The sequence below is a fragment of the Nonomuraea sp. NPDC050547 genome (assembly GCF_044457345.1).
GTDB lineage: Bacteria > Actinomycetota > Actinomycetes > Streptosporangiales > Streptosporangiaceae > Nonomuraea.
The window spans coordinates 400,295-413,978 of record NZ_JBITGW010000005.1 but is presented as its reverse complement, the minus strand read 5'-3'; the positions used below and the strand labels follow the sequence as shown (position 1 = coordinate 413,978).

Here is a 13,684-nt window from a genome sequence, read left to right as displayed (position 1 = left end):
GACCTGACCACACGCCCGCGCCGTCCGGCTGACCGCGCGTCCGCGTCATGAGGCCTGGCGGGCCTCCCGCGCGGTGAGGTGGTCGTCCAGGACGCGGGCCGCGCGGACCAGGGCGTTGGAGCGGGGCCGGTCGGCGAGGTGCGCGACGACCGGCACCGTGCCCGTGGCCCCGGCCCAGCGGGCGACGTCCAGGGCGAAGGCGAGGGTCCTGGTGTGGGTGGTGGTGCCCCGCTCGCCGGCCGCCGGCAGGTAGGACGTGAGCAGGCCGGTCATCATCTCCCAGACCTCGCGGTGCGCGCCCTGCCTGGCACAGGACTCCAGGGACGAACGGACGTCGGCCGCCTTGATCACGCCCGCCCGCAGCCCCAGGCCGAGCTGGTGGCCGCACCGCTCGCCGGGCAGGCCGCCGGTGGCCGCGGCCTCCAGCAGCAGCCGCTCGGCCCGCTCCGCCGGCATGTACCAGCCGTGCTCGCCCAGCAGCGCCGCCAGCAGCGCCCCGACGGCCTCACCGGCCGGGCCCTCCAGGTGGAACAGGGCGGAGACGTGGTCGGCGAAGTGCGCCGGCCGCTCCCAGCTCGCGCTCGCGTACGGCAGCATGTGCATGGCCAGCGCCTCCCGGTCCGACGGCAGCACCCGGTGCCAGTCCTCCATCGACTCGCCGCGGCGGGCGGAGGAGGCGCCGCCGAGCAGCGCGTCGACCAGATCGAGCCCGGTCGGCTCCAGGTGCGCGACGACCTTCGGGCGCTGCTCGTGCCACAGCACCCGCGGGCGCGGCTCGGGCCGGTCGGCCAGCCAGCGCGCCAGCGTGCGGCCCGCCTCGGACGTGAGCCGCCCGGCACGCTCGGCCACCTCCGCCGGGACCGCGCGCGGCAGCCTCAGCAGCGCCTGCTGCAGGTCGGCGGGCAGCGCCACCGCCCCGGTCCGCTCGTAACCCTCCAGCCGGGTGACCAGCTCGGCGGCCTCGACCTGCCCCGCCGCCGTCGTGGGCAGCGCCAGCAGGTACGGCGGCAGCGTCCCGGCCCGCAGCCCCGCCAGGATCTCGGCGCAACGCTCCAGCGTCATCCGGTACGGCGCGGCGACCGCACGCCGCTTCGGCAGGCGATCCCGCGGCTGCCCCGTGCTCTCACCCGGATGGGCGGCCTCGCGCACCAGCGCCTCCACCCACAGCTCCACGCTGGCCCAGGTGCGCTCGGCGTCGAGACGGCTCCGGGACAGAGGCCGGTTCAGCACCGCCATCAGCGCCCCGCGCACGGCGCCCGGCGGAGGTCGCCGCCCGGCCGCCGCCGGCGCGTCGCGGACGAACCCGTCGAGCCACTGCTCGAACGGATCCGGCTCAAGGACCGGCCGCTTGACCTCCGGCAGCGGAACCGCCAGGAACCCGTCGTCCAGGCCGGCGTCCGGCTCCACGTGGCCGTACGCCTCGGCCAACCGGCCCAGCAGGTCCGCCGGCAGCACCGTCGCCGCCTCGCGCACCGCCTCGGCGCCGACGGGAGTGAAGCGCCCCGCATGCCGTACGGCCAGCCGTACCGTCCGCTCCTGGACCGGGTAGGACTCGCACAGGAACGCCGACGCCAGCGCGGGCGCCAGGTGGTCGAGGTCACCGTCGCTCTCGCGGGCCAGACGGTCCAGCCAGGTCAGCCCGGCCCGCACCAGCTTGCTCTCGGGCCGGAACAGCAGCGCGGACACCGCCTCACCGGCGTCGTCGCCGTCGAGCGTGCCGCGTAACTGCTTGAGCGCCACTTCGGCGATCGGCCCCGGCGCGGCGGGCAGCAGCCGCAGGTAGTCGCGGGCGCGGCCGGGGTTCGGGGCGGGGTCGAGCAGCTCGTGCAGGCGGACGAAGAAGCGCAGGTCGGCGGCGTTGCCGCCGCGCAGGAACCGGCGCACGCAGCCGTCGATGAGCATCTCGCGGTCGAGGACGCCGGAGGCGGCCAGGTCGCGCAGCGTGCGCAGCCACGAGTGCTGCGGCTCCCACTCCCACCGTGGCGGCTCGATCCGGTCCTCGCGCAGGGCCCGGCCCACCCCTTCCGCCTCGAACATCCGCGGCAGCAGGTGCGCCGCCAGCGGATCGTCGGGCAGCCTGGGCGGCAGGGCGACCCAGGCGGCCACGAGCGGTTCGTGGTCAGGTGGCACGGTCCCGGTCCTGCGCAGCAGCTCCAGCGCCAGGGCCGCGCTGTCGTCATCGGCCTGGGCGCGTGAGCCGCGCAGCCGCAGCGCGAGCCGTACGGCCAGGTCCGCCTGCCACGCGGCCGGGCGGGCAGCGATGACCTTCAGCAGCGGCTCCATGTCGGAAGCCGGTGACCATCGGGCGAACTCGCGCCGGAAGAGCCAGCTCGCGACCGCCGCCGCCCCGCCGATCGTGCCCGCTCCCGCCACCCTCATGGGCTCGATCCACTCCTGGGTCAGCTGCCAGTCCCAGGTGCGCCGCCGTTCGGCCAGCCGCCGCTGCGCCGTCCTGGCCGGGGCGATGTGGCCGGGCAGCTCGCGGGCGACCTCGCGCCGCCCGGCCTCGTCGAGCTCCAGGACCCGCTCGGCGACCTCACCGGCGTCGGCCCGGGTGATCCCCTTGCGCACAGCCTCCCACGCCCGGCCGTTCACGCGACCACCCCGACGGCCGCGCGGCTCTCTCGCGTCAGCCCGCTCACGTGCTCAGCCCGACGGCCGCGCGGCTCGCCCGCGTCTGGCCTGCTCATGCGTTCACCTCGACGGCTACGCGGGCGACGATGCGGGCGGCGAGCACGTGTTTGCACGGCCCGCGTGAACCGCGGTGGTCGAACCACCACTCGCACGTGCACGAGCCGGCGGCCAGCCCGACGATCCTGACGCCGCCCGGCGTGGTCACCTCGGCGCGATCGCCTGACACCCGCACCGCGCCGGAGGACGCCAGCGCGCGGGCGGCGGTCAGCCGGGGGTTGAGCTCGGCGACCTGGTCGCGGTCGTAGGGGAGTTCCCGGTGGAAGTGGGCGCTCTCGTGGAGGTCGTAGCCGACCCGGCCCGCCGTGCCGAGCTGGGTCAGCGCGGCCCGCACCCGGACCGGCGTCAGGCCGGAGGCGTCGGCCAGCGCGCCGACCTCGATGGCCGGTTCGAAGGCGAGCAGCGGGGCCAGCACGTCGGCGTCGCCCGCCGCCTCGTCGGTGGACAGGTGGTCGAGTACCGCGCCCTCGCCGGAGAAACCGCGCGAGGGAGCGGGGGAGATGGCCAGTGTGTAGCGCATTCCGGGCAGCTCCAGCTCCCATACGCTCGCGGTGGAGCCGGATCCGGCGGCCGGGCCGTACACGCGAAGGGCCTTGGCGAAGCGCAGCAGGGGCAGGAGCGTCGCGACGCGGCCCGCGCCCGCCAGGCAGACGGCGCCGGTCCTGGCGTCGGTGTGGACGCGCAGGTCGCGTCCGGCGGGAGTGACCCAGACGGTGGCGCCGGCGGCGCGCGGCAGCGAGCGCAGGAAGCGCACCGCGTGCGGGCCGGTCAGCTCCGCGCGCAGGTCGAATCCGGCGGCGATGACCTGGACCTCGGCGAAGCCGCGCAGCCAGCGCGGCGGCAGTGGGACCTTCTTCTCCACGACCGCGCCGTCGAGGGTGGTGACGGCCATCTCGTCGGCGCCCACGCCCAGGTGGAGCGGGTCCTTGCCGCCGACGCGGGCCAGCGCCTCGCGCAGCGGGCCGTTGACGTCGACGTTGGTGGTGCCGCGGTCGAGGATGTTGCCGTCGAGCGCGGCCAGGTCGAGCCGGGCGTAGACGCCGCCGCACGCGGAGAACGACTCCATCCGCAGCCGCTGCCCGTCGCAGGTCACCACCGGGTCGCGGGTCCAGCCCGGACGCGGCTGGTGGTAGCGGGTCATCGCCACGTCCGACAGGGCCAGCAGCCCGGCGGCGGCGGGGGCGGCTTCGGTGACCAGCCCGCTGAAGAAGCGCGGGCGGGGCAGCGGCCCGGACAGCGCCCGTCCGCCGGAGGTGGACAGGCCCAGCCGGGAGCCGTCGAGGAAGGAGGGAGCGGCGTAGGAGTACGCCTGAACGGCAGTCATGGCGGTGAAGTTAGAGATCGACTCCGACAAAATCGCCGACGCCGCTTCCGCTCCTGCCCGCCCGCCGCTTTCGGCCCTGCCCGCTCGCCTCTTTCAGCCCGGTCCGCGCGCCTCTTCCGGTCCTGTCCGCGCTTCTTCCGGCTCTGTCCGCGCGGTGCTTTCGGGTTGTCTCGGGGCGGTGTGTGTGGCTTTTGCGGGTTTTGGGGCTGGTGCGCCCGGCCGGAGTCAGGCGGTGACGCCGCCGTCGATCACCAGGTCGTGGCCGACGGCGAAGCCGGCCTCGTCCGAGGCCAGCCAGAGCACCGCCGCGCTCACCTCGTCGAGCGTGCCGATGCGGCCGAGCGGGATCAGCGAGGCGTAGCGGGCGGCCCGCTCCTCGTGGCTCTCGCCGGGCAGCGACGACATCGGACCCTCGTTGGCCCCGGGGCTGACGGCGTTGACGCGGATGCCGTCGCCGATGTGGTCGCGGGCCGCGGACCTGGTCAGCAGGCTCACCGCGCCCTTGGAGGTGGCGTAGGCGGCGAAGCCGGGGCGGCGGCCGTGCGCGCCGATGTTGGAGGAGGTGTTCACGATCGCGCCGCCGCCGTGCAGGCGCATGTGGGCGATCTCGTGCTTCATCGACAGGAACACGCCGGTCAGGTTGACGTCCAGGACGTGGCGCCAGGTCTCGGTGTCGAGGTCGGCGACGGGGCCGAGAGCGCTGAGGACGCCGGCGTTGTTGTGGGCGACGTGCAGCCCGCCGTACCTGCGCACGGTCTCGGCCACCATCGCGGCGACGTCGTCCTCGCGCGTCACGTCGGCGGCCACGGCCGCGGCCTCGCCGCCGTCGGCGGCGATGAGCTCGACGGTCTCCTTCAGCGCGCCGGCGTTGCGCCCCGCCACCATCACGGCGGCGCCCTCCCGCGCGAACGCCCGCGCGGTGGCCCGCCCGACCCCGCTGCCGCCACCCGTGACCAGAACGACCTTGTCGCTGAAACGCATGACACGACTCCTCGATATATTTAAGAACGATCAGTCTTGAAAAAGGACATCAGTCGAGCAGTGACAGCGCCTGCTCGGCCGCGTCGCGCACGCGCGCGGCGTCGTCGGAGGCCTTGCCGATCACCCGCAGGCCCTGGAGCACGACGAGAAGCATGCGGGCGATCGCCCGCGGATCCTTGTCCTCGGCCAGCTCGCCCCGCTCGCGCGCCCTGGAGAGCGCGGCGGCCAGGCTGTCCTCGACGAAGTCCCAGTTGACGCGGACGCGCCGGGCGATCTCGGTGTCGTGCGGCGCGAGCTCGACCGCGGTGTTGACGACCAGGCAGCCGCGCCGCTGCGCGTCGTGCGCCGCCTCCTCGGCGTACTGCCGCACCAGCTCCCGTACGGCCGGCAGCACCGGCCCGGGACCGCCCAGCCGCCCGGTGAAGTCGACCCCGTTCTCCAGGTAGCGCTCGTAGGCCTGGAGGTAGAGCTCGCGCTTGCCGCCGAACGTCGCGTAGATGCTGGCCCGCGCCACGCCCAGGTGCTCGACCAGATCGGCCATGGAGGTGGCTTCGTAGCCCTTGCGCCAGAAGAGCTCCATGGCCCGGTGCAGCGCGAGGTCCGGGTCGAACTCCTTCGTCCTTGCCATGCCCGGAATCTAGCTCATTCAAGAACGACCGGTCAAATATTCTCGTCGCCCAGAGCGATGGTCTCGGCGACCTCGGCGTGGCGCTCCGCCTCCTCCTCGGCGAAGCGGGCCTCGTCGAGCTTGTCGGCGATCTCCTCGTCCTGCCGCATGAGCGTGTCCAGCGACTGCCCGGCCATGTCCAGGACGCCCATGTCGGCGTAGGCCTGCTGCAGGCGCGGGCTCCACAGGCCGATGTCCTTCACGCAGGGCACGATCCGGCTGAACAGCAGCGACCGGAACAGCCGCAGGTACTCGGACTGGTCGACCGCCCGCATGGCCTCCTCGACGTCCGCCTTCGACAGGCCGATCGTCTCCCAGGTCTCCCTGCCGCGCAGCCGGTCGCGCATGAGGTAGCAGCCCTCGATGACGAAGTCCTCGCGCTCGTTGCGCTCGGCCTCGGTCAGGTTCTGGTAGTAGTCGCGCAGCGCCATCCGGCCGAAGGCGACGTGGCGGGCCTCGTCCTGCATGACGTACGCGAGGATCTGCTTGGGCAGCGGCTTGGTGGTGATGTCGCGCATGACGCCGAACGCGGCCAGGGCCAGGCCCTCGATGAGCACCTGCATGCCGAGGTAGGGCATGTCCCAGCGGGAGTCGCCGAGCGTGCTGTCGAGCAGCGCCTTGAGGTGCTCGTTGATGGGGTACGCCAGGCCGACCTTCTCCTGCAGGAAACGGGCGTAGGTCTCGGCGTGGCGGGCCTCGTCCATGGTCTGGGTGGCGGCGTAGAACTTGGAGTCGAGGTCGGGCACCGACTCGACGATCTTCGCCGAGCAGATCATGGCGCCCTGCTCGCCGTGCAGGAACTGGGAGAACTGCCAGGCGGCGCTGTGCAGCCGCACGTCCTGGCGCGTCTTCTCGTCCATCCGGTCCCAGAGCGGCGTGCCGTAGATGGCGATGGTCTGGTCGGGGATGCCGAGCACGTTGTACGGGTCGACCTCGAGGTCCCAGTCGATGCGCTTGGCGGAGTCCCACTGCTTGTCCTTGCCCTTCTGGTACAGGGCGAGCATGCGGTCGCGGCCGTCGTCGTATTCCCAGGTGAATCTGCTCGAACCGGCCATCTCCACGTTCCAGGTGGAGAGCTCCGCGGGGATCGTGTAGAGATCGTGCGTCGACATGCCGCCTCCAGGGGGACGTACACCGTACGTATGTCTGCAGGCTCGCATGGAGTCTCGGGGTCCGTCAATGAAACTAGAATGAGCCATGCCCTCCGAGCCGCTGTCCAAGAAGCGCATCGTCACCGCGGCGATCGGCCTCATCGAGCGCGAGGGCGCCGACGCGATATCCATGCGCAGGATCGCCGCCGACCTGGGCGTGGGCGTGATGTCGCTCTACAACCACGTGCCCAACAAGGACGCCCTGCTGTCCGAGGTGGCCGAGGCGGTGCTCAGCGAGATCGAGTTCACCGACGACCCCGGCGCCGAGTGGACCGAGCGGGTCCGCATCCAGGCGCGCGCCTTCCGCCAGATCGCCCATCACTACCCGCGCTCGACCATGCTGGTCGTCAGCCGGCAGCTCCACTCCAACGCCGGGCTGCTGCCGGTGGAGCGGGCGCTGGCCACGTTGCGCAGCGCCGGGTTCGACGGGCCGGAGGCGGTGAAGGTGCTGCGCATGTTCATCGCCTACATCGTGGGCTCGCTGCTGCGCGAGGTCGGGGTGACGCCGTCGTTCGCGCCGCTGCCCGCCAGGATGCGGGCCGAGCGGGTCGACGCCGAGTTGTTCCCCACCGTCGCCTCGCTGGCGCCGCTGCTCGACTCGTGCGATCCGGACGAGGAGTTCGACTTCGGTGTGGAACTGCTCATCCAGGCGATCGCCGTACACAGGAAAAGGGCACCCGGCGCGCCGGATGCCCTTTCCGGGGCAGCCGCCCCTTCCCCTGAGCGGCTGTCCTAGTACCAGTTGTGCGACCTGAAGTGGCCCCAAGCGCCGCACGGCCTGCCGTACCTGCCCTTGATGTACTTCAGGCCCCAGCGGATCTGCGTGGCCGGGTTGTAACGCCAGTCGTGCCCGGCTCCCCGCATCTTGCCGCCGGGCAGTGCCTGCGGGATTCCGTAGGCGCCCGACGAGCGGTTGTACGCCCGGTGGTTCCAGTTGCTCTCCCGGGTCCACAGGCTGTCCAGGCACTGGAACTCGCGAAGCGACCAGGCCCGCTGAACCACCAGGCCGAGCGCGATCCTCTTGTTCCGTCCCTCGGGCCGCCTCGGAGTGGTCTTGGGCCTGGCCTTGGTGCTCCAGGTCCCTCGCCTGACGTCCGGTGTCTCCACACTGGTACGCCAGAAACCCCGGTGCTCCACCTCGGTGTCGGCCGAGGCGGCGGCAGTACTCCCGCCGGTCGCTCCCGCGAACGAGAGCAGGGTGACGAGGGTGCTGCGCAGAGCGCGTTTGCTGTCCAAATCGATCCTTGCTGTCAGGCCGTGTGCGGACGATTACTCAGCGTCACCGCCTTGTATCTGCCGATCCCCGATCCGTGGCGTGGATGAGGAGGGTCCGCGCGGCTTCCCGGGATCTGGTTCCGCCCGTTGAGGGTGGCCCGGAAGCTCCACGACATGTCCTAGGCGTTTTCTAATGCGCGGGGTCGGCGCGGGTCAGGGACCTCGGGCCTCCCGAGGACAGGACTTTGTGTTCTGGCGGGGTCGGGTTGCCCTGGCCCGGCCGCTTCCTGGACCGGGGGATTCGAACATCCGGTTCCCGCTTGGGGAAGAGCGCCCGCGGGGGGTGGATGGCCAGATGGGGCCCGGCGCGCCGCCGTACCGCCGGGGGTGGGGTTTTGCCTGGTCTGAGCGGTATTGGGGAGGAGTACTGTGGGGATCATGAGCCTTCGTGACATCCCCGTCCGCACCCTCGCGGACGTCCCCACCACACTCGCCGAACTCGCCGGCGACAAGGCGCTACTCATAGTGAACGTGGCCTCCCGCTGCGGGCTGACCCCGCAGTACTCCGGGCTGGTCGAACTCCAGCAGGAGTACGGCCCGCGCGGCTTCACGGTCGTCGGCGTGCCGTGCAACCAGTTCATGGGCCAGGAGCCCGGTTCGGCGGAGGAGATCCAGGAGTTCTGCTCGACGACCTACGGGGTCGACTTCCCGCTCCTGGAGAAGGCCGACGTCAACGGCGACACCCGCCACCCCCTCTACACCGAGCTGACCAAGACCGCCGACGCCGAGGGCGCGGGCGGCGACATCCAGTGGAACTTCGAGAAGTTCCTCGTCACCCGGGACGGCGCGGTCGCCGGCCGCTTCCGCCCCGGCACCGAGCCCGGCTCGCCCGAGCTCGTGCGCGCGATCGAAGGCGTGCTCTGAGGACGCCTCCTTTGAGGACGCCTACAGGCGGGGGCCGCAGCTGCCGCGGATGACCAGTTCGGTCGGCAGCAGCACGCTGCGCGGGCGGCGGGAGCCGGCGCGCAGCACCAGCTCGGCCGCCCGGTAGCCCATGTCACGGGCCGGCTGGGCGATCACCGTCAGCGGCGGGGAGCACAACTCGGCCCACGGCACGTCGTCGTACATGACCACCGACAGGTCGCGGGGCACGCGCAGGTCGAGTTCGCGCGCGGCCAGCACCGCCGCCTCGCCCAGCATGTTGCCGCCCGCCACCAGCGCGGTCAGGTCGGGGCGCGTCTGGAAGAGGCCGGAGGCCGCCGCGTAGGCCGAGTCGCGGCTGCCGTCGGAGAAGACGATCAGCTCCTCGTCCGGCACGCCGCCCACGGCCTGGCGGAACGCCTCCACCCTGCGCTCGCGGCCGGGGCCGCCCAGGTAGGCGATGCGGCGGTGGCCCAGGCCTCTGAGGTACTGCACCGCCGTACGGATGCCCGATCGGTCGTCGGTGAGGATGGCGGGCACGTCCAGCGGCCGCGCGGCGGGACGCGGCGCGGCCGGGCGGGCGCCGGGCAGCGCGCCGACGCCGTCGAGCATCATCAGCTCCGACAGCGCCGCGGAGCTGAGGCCGCTCAGCGCGCCTTCCAGCTCACCTTCCGGTACGGCTCCGCCCGGATCGGGCTGAGGCGTGCCCGCGTCGGGCTCGGCCGGCAGCCGGTCGGCGAACACCACGGTCATGCCCGCCTTGAGCGCCGGACGCCAGGTGTCGGCGTCGCCGCAGGGCACCGCGATCACCCGGTCGACGCTCTGCTCCAGCAGCATGCCGATCAGCTCGGCCTCCTGCTCGGGATCGTCGCCGGTGGAGCCGACCACGACCGGCTCCCCGGCCGAACGGGCACAGGCGAGCACGCCCTCGGCCAGCTGGCCGTAGAAGCTGTCGGTCAGGTCGGGCAGGAGCAGGCCCATGCCGCCGGTACGCCGCTGGCGCAGGTTGCGGCCGAGGGCGCTGGGCCGGTAGTCGAGCTGCGCGGCCACGGCCAGCACCCGCTCGCGGGTCTGCGGGCTGGCCGAGCCGCCGGACAGCACCCGGGATACGGTCGCGACGCCGACGCCCGCCGCCTCGGCCACATCCTTGATGGTCGCCCTCTTCATGGAAACGATTCCATCATGGTTTCGACGCGCTTTCCAGTGTTGCCCCTGGCTCTTGACATGGATGTCCGTTTCGGGTGAGATGCATGAAAACGTATCCACGCAGGAGTGCGCATGGCTTCCATCGTCCTAAACAACGTCGACAAGATCTACGCCGGTGGCGTCAAGGCTGTGAACGGGCTCAACCTTGAGATCAAGGATGGCGAGTTCATGGTGCTGGTCGGCCCGTCCGGTTGCGGCAAGTCGACCGCGCTCCGGATGATCGCCGGCCTCGAGGACATCAGCGGCGGCGAGATCTCCATCGGCGACAAGGTGGTCAACCACCTCCCGCCGAAGGATCGCGACATCGCGATGGTCTTCCAGAACTACGCGCTCTACCCGCACATGACGGTCGAGGAGAACCTCGCCTTCGGTCTGAAGCTCCGCAAGATGCCCAAGGCGGAGATCCAGAAGCGGGTCGGCGAGGCCGCCAAGATGCTGGGCCTCGACACCTACCTCAAGCGCAAGCCCGCCGCGCTCTCCGGTGGTCAGCGCCAGCGTGTCGCCATGGGCCGCGCCATCGTGCGTGAGCCGCAGGCCTTCCTCATGGACGAGCCGCTGTCCAACCTGGACGCCAAGCTCCGTGTCTCCATGCGCGCCTCGCTGAACACGCTGCACGAGCGCCTCGGCGTCACCACCGTGTACGTCACCCACGACCAGGTCGAGGCCATGACGCTCGGCGACCGGGTCTGCGTCCTGCGCGACGGTCTCCTGCAGCAGGTCGACACCCCGCAGAACCTGTTCGACAAGCCGGTCAACCTGTTCGTCGCGGGCTTCATGGGCTCGCCGTCCATGAACTTCGTGACCGCGGAGCTCGTCCGCGACGGCGGCGGCGCGGCCGTCTCCTTCGCCGACATCAAGCTCTCCATCCCCGAGTCGACCTTCTCCGACAAGCCCGGCCTCGACCAGTACATCGGCAAGAAGATCATCCTCGGCATCCGTCCCTCCGACTTCGAGGACGCCGCCTCCGCCGGCAACCACGCCAACGGCTGGGCCACCCTGCACGTCAAGGCGGAGGTCACCGAGGAGCTCGGCTCCGAGATCAACGTCCTGTTCCTCATCGACGCCCCGCCGGTCGAGCACAAGGACACCGTCGCCGCCCAGGACACCGGCGACGACGACGAGGCCGCGCTGCCGCTCGTGGGTGACAAGTCCCTGTGGACCGCCCGCGTGAACGCCCGCAGCCACGCGCGTCCCGGCCAGAGCATCGACCTGGTCATCGACACGCACAACCTGCACTTCTTCGACTCCGCTTCCGGCCTGTCGATCGGGCACGAGGCGAACATCGGCAAGTAACGCACTCCGAGCTCCGATCCCCACCACAACCCCCTCCTGTGGTGGGGATCGGCTGTTTCCGGGACCCCTTCGGGGGTCCCTTTTTTGTTTGGGCGGAGAGACGGACCGGCTCCGGAGCTGTTACCAGGCGAAACGCTGTCCTGAAGGTGCGAAGATCCTGACCAGGCGCCCCAACCTCTTGAGCCGATCGTTACTGATCCACTACTGTCGGTAATCGTTCGCAGCCTGAAACAGGAGGTTTCATGCCCCGCACGACTCGTCTCCTCGCCCTCTCCGCCCTCGCCGCAGGCGGCCTGCTTCTGGCCACCGCACCGGCCCACGCCGTGGTCGACCCCGCCGCCGTGCTCGGCTGCCTCACCGAAACGGCCGTCGACGTGACCGCCCTGGTCGACCCCACCGCGCCGGGCGTACCCGCTGAAGTGCCGGCGGTCCACTGCCTTCAGCCCTGACCAGGCAGGCGGCGCGGCGAGCCACGCCGCGCCGTCCCTCCGGCATCCCCCCTTCGCGAAGGAGTTCCGTTGGACATCCGAGCCCTCGTAGCAAGAACGGCCGCGGTTCTCGCGGTCGCCGCCGCCCTCATGGGCAGCAGCGATCCGGCCACCCTCAATGTGCAGGCCATCGTCGACAGGCTGAATCTGTACGTCCTGACCTCCTGAGATGCAACCACTGCTATCCATAGCCCGAGTGCCTCAGCCGCGCGGCGCGCTGAGGCGCCTCGGCTACATCATGTTCCTGAGCCGCTGGATCCAGGCCCCGCTCTACCTCGGGCTCATCGCCGCCCAGGTGGTCTACGTCTGGCGCTTCATGGCCGAGCTTCTCCACCTCATCGAACTCGGCTTCGGCGGCAGGCCCGCCGAGACCACGGTGATGCTGATCGTGCTCGGCCTGGTCGACGTCGTGATGATCTCGAACCTGCTGATCATGGTGATCGTGGGTGGCTACGAGACCTTCGTCTCGCGGCTGCGGATCGAAGGACACCCCGACCAGCCCCAATGGCTCTCCCACGTGAACGCCAACGTGCTCAAGGTCAAGCTGGCCATGGCGATCATCGGCATCTCCTCCATCCACCTCCTTCAGATCTTCATCAACGCGGCCAAGCCCGCCATAACCGACAGAGAACTCCTATGGAAAACACTCATTCATTTGACCTTCATCCTCTCGGCGGTGGCGCTCGCCGTGATCGATCGCATCATGGACGGGCCCCGTCCCGCCCACCGGTCCGACCCCCAGACCCCGGCCGCCGACGAGCGGCCCCGCAAACAGATCGCCGCCTGACGGCCGGGCTCGCCCTGGCCGCCGGACTGCTCGGCGGCGCGCTGCTGGCCGTACCGGCCCAGGCCGCACCCACCCAGGCCGCACCCATCCCGGCCGCACCCGCCCCGGCCGCACCCGCCCCGGCGGATTCCACCCAGGCCGAGCCCGCTGAGGCGGAACCCGCTCAGGCGCCCACGGCCCTCGTGGGCGACGTGATCATCTTCAACGACGAGATCGTCGAGCCGGTCTCCCTTCCGGTGAGCACCTGTGGCGGCCCCGGCGTCCTGTTCAGCACCTCGGTCACCGACTGCGGCGGCGCCTCCCGGGTGTCCGACGACGACGCCTGACCCTCCGAGCCGGGTGCCCGCTTGCCGCGGCGGGCACCCACCCGGCTCCGGCGGTCGTGATCTTCCAGACTGACACCGGCGAATGGCCTCGCGGGCGTGTCGAGCTCGTGGGGTTGGGGCAGGTGAGAGGTTTCCAGGCTTGCATCGTTAGTTCTCTTGTATCGTTCGTGTTTATGCGGGTAACTTGGGCGCCATGACCGCATCCGAGACTCCGACCACCGCCGAGGAACTGCGTGGGGCCGGCCTCCGGGTGACGGCCGCCCGTGTCGCGCTGCTCGAAACCGTCCGGCACGGCGACCACCTCGGTGTCGAGGAGATCGCCTCCAGGGTGCGTGAGCGCGTCGGCCACATCTCGCTGCAGGCCGTGTACGAGGCACTCCACGCGCTCACCGCCGCGCGCCTCGTCCGGCGTATCGAGCCGGCCGGCAGCCCCGCCCTGTACGAGGGGCGCGTCGGGGACAACCACCACCATGTCGTGTGCCGCTCGTGCGGTGCCGTGGCCGACGTCGACTGCGCCGTCGGCCACGCGCCCTGCCTGAGAGCCGCTGACGACCACGGCTTCACGATCGACGAGGCCGAGGTCGTCTACTGGGGCCTGTGCCCCGCCTGCACCACCGCACGCAGTGCCTGAACA

At 71.5% G+C, this 13,684-nt stretch carries 15 protein-coding genes; 8 read left to right on the top strand and 7 right to left on the bottom strand.

Features of this window, described 5'->3' with window-relative positions:
- Window positions 1–45: 45 nt before the first annotated feature.
- The 5 genes from ACIBHY_RS15665 to ACIBHY_RS15645 all read right to left on the bottom strand — a co-directional run bounded on the left by ACIBHY_RS15665 (window position 46) and on the right by ACIBHY_RS15645 (window position 6,775).
- The gene (locus ACIBHY_RS15665; RefSeq protein WP_397306985.1) at window positions 46–2,595 is read right to left on the bottom strand and encodes a hypothetical protein; all 2,550 of its coding nucleotides are present in this window, start codon (window positions 2,593–2,595) and stop codon (window positions 46–48) included.
- 91 nt (window positions 2,596–2,686) lie between these two features.
- Window positions 2,687–4,015, bottom strand: a complete 1,329-nt coding sequence (locus ACIBHY_RS15660) for an SWIM zinc finger family protein (RefSeq protein WP_397242832.1) — start codon at window positions 4,013–4,015, stop codon at window positions 2,687–2,689.
- 225 nt (window positions 4,016–4,240) lie between these two features.
- Window positions 4,241–4,996, bottom strand: coding sequence for an SDR family NAD(P)-dependent oxidoreductase (locus ACIBHY_RS15655; RefSeq protein ID WP_397242834.1), 756 nt, complete (start codon window positions 4,994–4,996; stop codon window positions 4,241–4,243).
- Window positions 4,997–5,045: 49 nt separating this feature from the next.
- A complete protein-coding gene (locus ACIBHY_RS15650) occupies window positions 5,046–5,624 on the bottom strand; it encodes a TetR/AcrR family transcriptional regulator (protein ID WP_397242836.1) in 579 nt (192 codons plus the stop codon).
- 32 nt (window positions 5,625–5,656) lie between these two features.
- The gene (locus tag ACIBHY_RS15645) at window positions 5,657–6,775 is read right to left on the bottom strand and encodes a ferritin-like domain-containing protein (protein ID WP_397242838.1); all 1,119 of its coding nucleotides are present in this window, start codon (window positions 6,773–6,775) and stop codon (window positions 5,657–5,659) included.
- A gap of 85 nt (window positions 6,776–6,860) precedes the next feature.
- On the opposite strand from ACIBHY_RS15645, the gene ACIBHY_RS15640 reads away from it, so the two are divergent.
- Window positions 6,861–7,550, top strand: coding sequence for a TetR/AcrR family transcriptional regulator (locus ACIBHY_RS15640; protein WP_397097422.1), 690 nt, complete (start codon window positions 6,861–6,863; stop codon window positions 7,548–7,550).
- Here the strand turns inward: ACIBHY_RS15640 and ACIBHY_RS15635 are convergent.
- Complete coding sequence (locus ACIBHY_RS15635) at window positions 7,547–8,050, bottom strand: transglycosylase SLT domain-containing protein (RefSeq protein WP_397242840.1); 504 nt, start codon at window positions 8,048–8,050, stop codon at window positions 7,547–7,549. The genes ACIBHY_RS15640 and ACIBHY_RS15635 overlap by 4 nt on opposite strands.
- Before the next feature lie 417 nt (window positions 8,051–8,467).
- Between ACIBHY_RS15635 and ACIBHY_RS15630 the strand changes: the two genes are divergently transcribed.
- Complete coding sequence (locus ACIBHY_RS15630; protein ID WP_397242842.1) at window positions 8,468–8,953, top strand: glutathione peroxidase; 486 nt, start codon at window positions 8,468–8,470, stop codon at window positions 8,951–8,953.
- A gap of 21 nt (window positions 8,954–8,974) precedes the next feature.
- Here the strand turns inward: ACIBHY_RS15630 and ACIBHY_RS15625 are convergent, their stop codons facing one another.
- Window positions 8,975–10,117 (bottom strand): LacI family DNA-binding transcriptional regulator, encoded by a 1,143-nt coding sequence (locus ACIBHY_RS15625; protein ID WP_397242844.1) that lies wholly within the window; start codon window positions 10,115–10,117, stop codon window positions 8,975–8,977.
- Between the two features lie 111 nt (window positions 10,118–10,228).
- On the opposite strand from ACIBHY_RS15625, the gene ACIBHY_RS15620 reads away from it, so the two are divergent.
- The 6 genes from ACIBHY_RS15620 to ACIBHY_RS15595 all read left to right on the top strand — a co-directional run bounded on the left by ACIBHY_RS15620 (window position 10,229) and on the right by ACIBHY_RS15595 (window position 13,681).
- Window positions 10,229–11,449, top strand: coding sequence for an ABC transporter ATP-binding protein (locus tag ACIBHY_RS15620; protein ID WP_379618831.1), 1,221 nt, complete (start codon window positions 10,229–10,231; stop codon window positions 11,447–11,449).
- 242 nt (window positions 11,450–11,691) lie between these two features.
- Window positions 11,692–11,898 carry a hypothetical protein gene (locus ACIBHY_RS15615; protein WP_397097417.1) on the top strand — a complete coding sequence of 69 codons (207 nt, stop codon included), beginning with the start codon at window positions 11,692–11,694 and terminating at the stop codon, window positions 11,896–11,898.
- Window positions 11,899–11,967: 69 nt separating this feature from the next.
- On the top strand, window positions 11,968–12,105 hold the full coding sequence (locus ACIBHY_RS15610) for a hypothetical protein (RefSeq protein WP_397242846.1): 138 nt from the start codon (window positions 11,968–11,970) through the stop codon (window positions 12,103–12,105).
- A 28-nt stretch (window positions 12,106–12,133) separates the two neighbouring features.
- On the top strand, window positions 12,134–12,724 hold the full coding sequence (locus tag ACIBHY_RS15605) for a TIGR00645 family protein (protein WP_397306984.1): 591 nt from the start codon (window positions 12,134–12,136) through the stop codon (window positions 12,722–12,724).
- Between the two features lie 191 nt (window positions 12,725–12,915).
- Entirely contained in the window at window positions 12,916–13,050 is a 135-nt protein-coding gene (locus tag ACIBHY_RS15600) for a hypothetical protein (protein WP_281395377.1), read from the top strand.
- A gap of 193 nt (window positions 13,051–13,243) precedes the next feature.
- A complete protein-coding gene (locus tag ACIBHY_RS15595) occupies window positions 13,244–13,681 on the top strand; it encodes a Fur family transcriptional regulator (RefSeq protein WP_397242848.1) in 438 nt (145 codons plus the stop codon).
- Window positions 13,682–13,684: the final 3 nt, after the last annotated feature.

Bases quoted from the DNA above. Each gene is read 5' to 3' on its own strand.
- ACIBHY_RS15660 (WP_397242832.1), bottom strand. From the start codon at position 4,015: ATGACTGCCGTTCAGGCGTACTCCTACGCCGCTCCCTCCTTCCTCGAC.
- ACIBHY_RS15655 (WP_397242834.1), bottom strand. From the start codon at position 4,996: ATGCGTTTCAGCGACAAGGTCGTTCTGGTCACGGGTGGCGGCAGCGGG.
- ACIBHY_RS15650 (WP_397242836.1), bottom strand. From the start codon at position 5,624: ATGGCAAGGACGAAGGAGTTCGACCCGGACCTCGCGCTGCACCGGGCC.
- ACIBHY_RS15645 (WP_397242838.1), bottom strand. From the start codon at position 6,775: ATGTCGACGCACGATCTCTACACGATCCCCGCGGAGCTCTCCACCTGG.
- ACIBHY_RS15640 (WP_397097422.1), top strand. From the start codon at position 6,861: ATGCCCTCCGAGCCGCTGTCCAAGAAGCGCATCGTCACCGCGGCGATC.
- ACIBHY_RS15630 (WP_397242842.1), top strand. From the start codon at position 8,468: ATGAGCCTTCGTGACATCCCCGTCCGCACCCTCGCGGACGTCCCCACC.
- ACIBHY_RS15625 (WP_397242844.1), bottom strand. From the start codon at position 10,117: ATGAAGAGGGCGACCATCAAGGATGTGGCCGAGGCGGCGGGCGTCGGC.
- ACIBHY_RS15620 (WP_379618831.1), top strand. From the start codon at position 10,229: ATGGCTTCCATCGTCCTAAACAACGTCGACAAGATCTACGCCGGTGGC.
- ACIBHY_RS15615 (WP_397097417.1), top strand. From the start codon at position 11,692: ATGCCCCGCACGACTCGTCTCCTCGCCCTCTCCGCCCTCGCCGCAGGC.
- ACIBHY_RS15595 (WP_397242848.1), top strand. From the start codon at position 13,244: ATGACCGCATCCGAGACTCCGACCACCGCCGAGGAACTGCGTGGGGCC.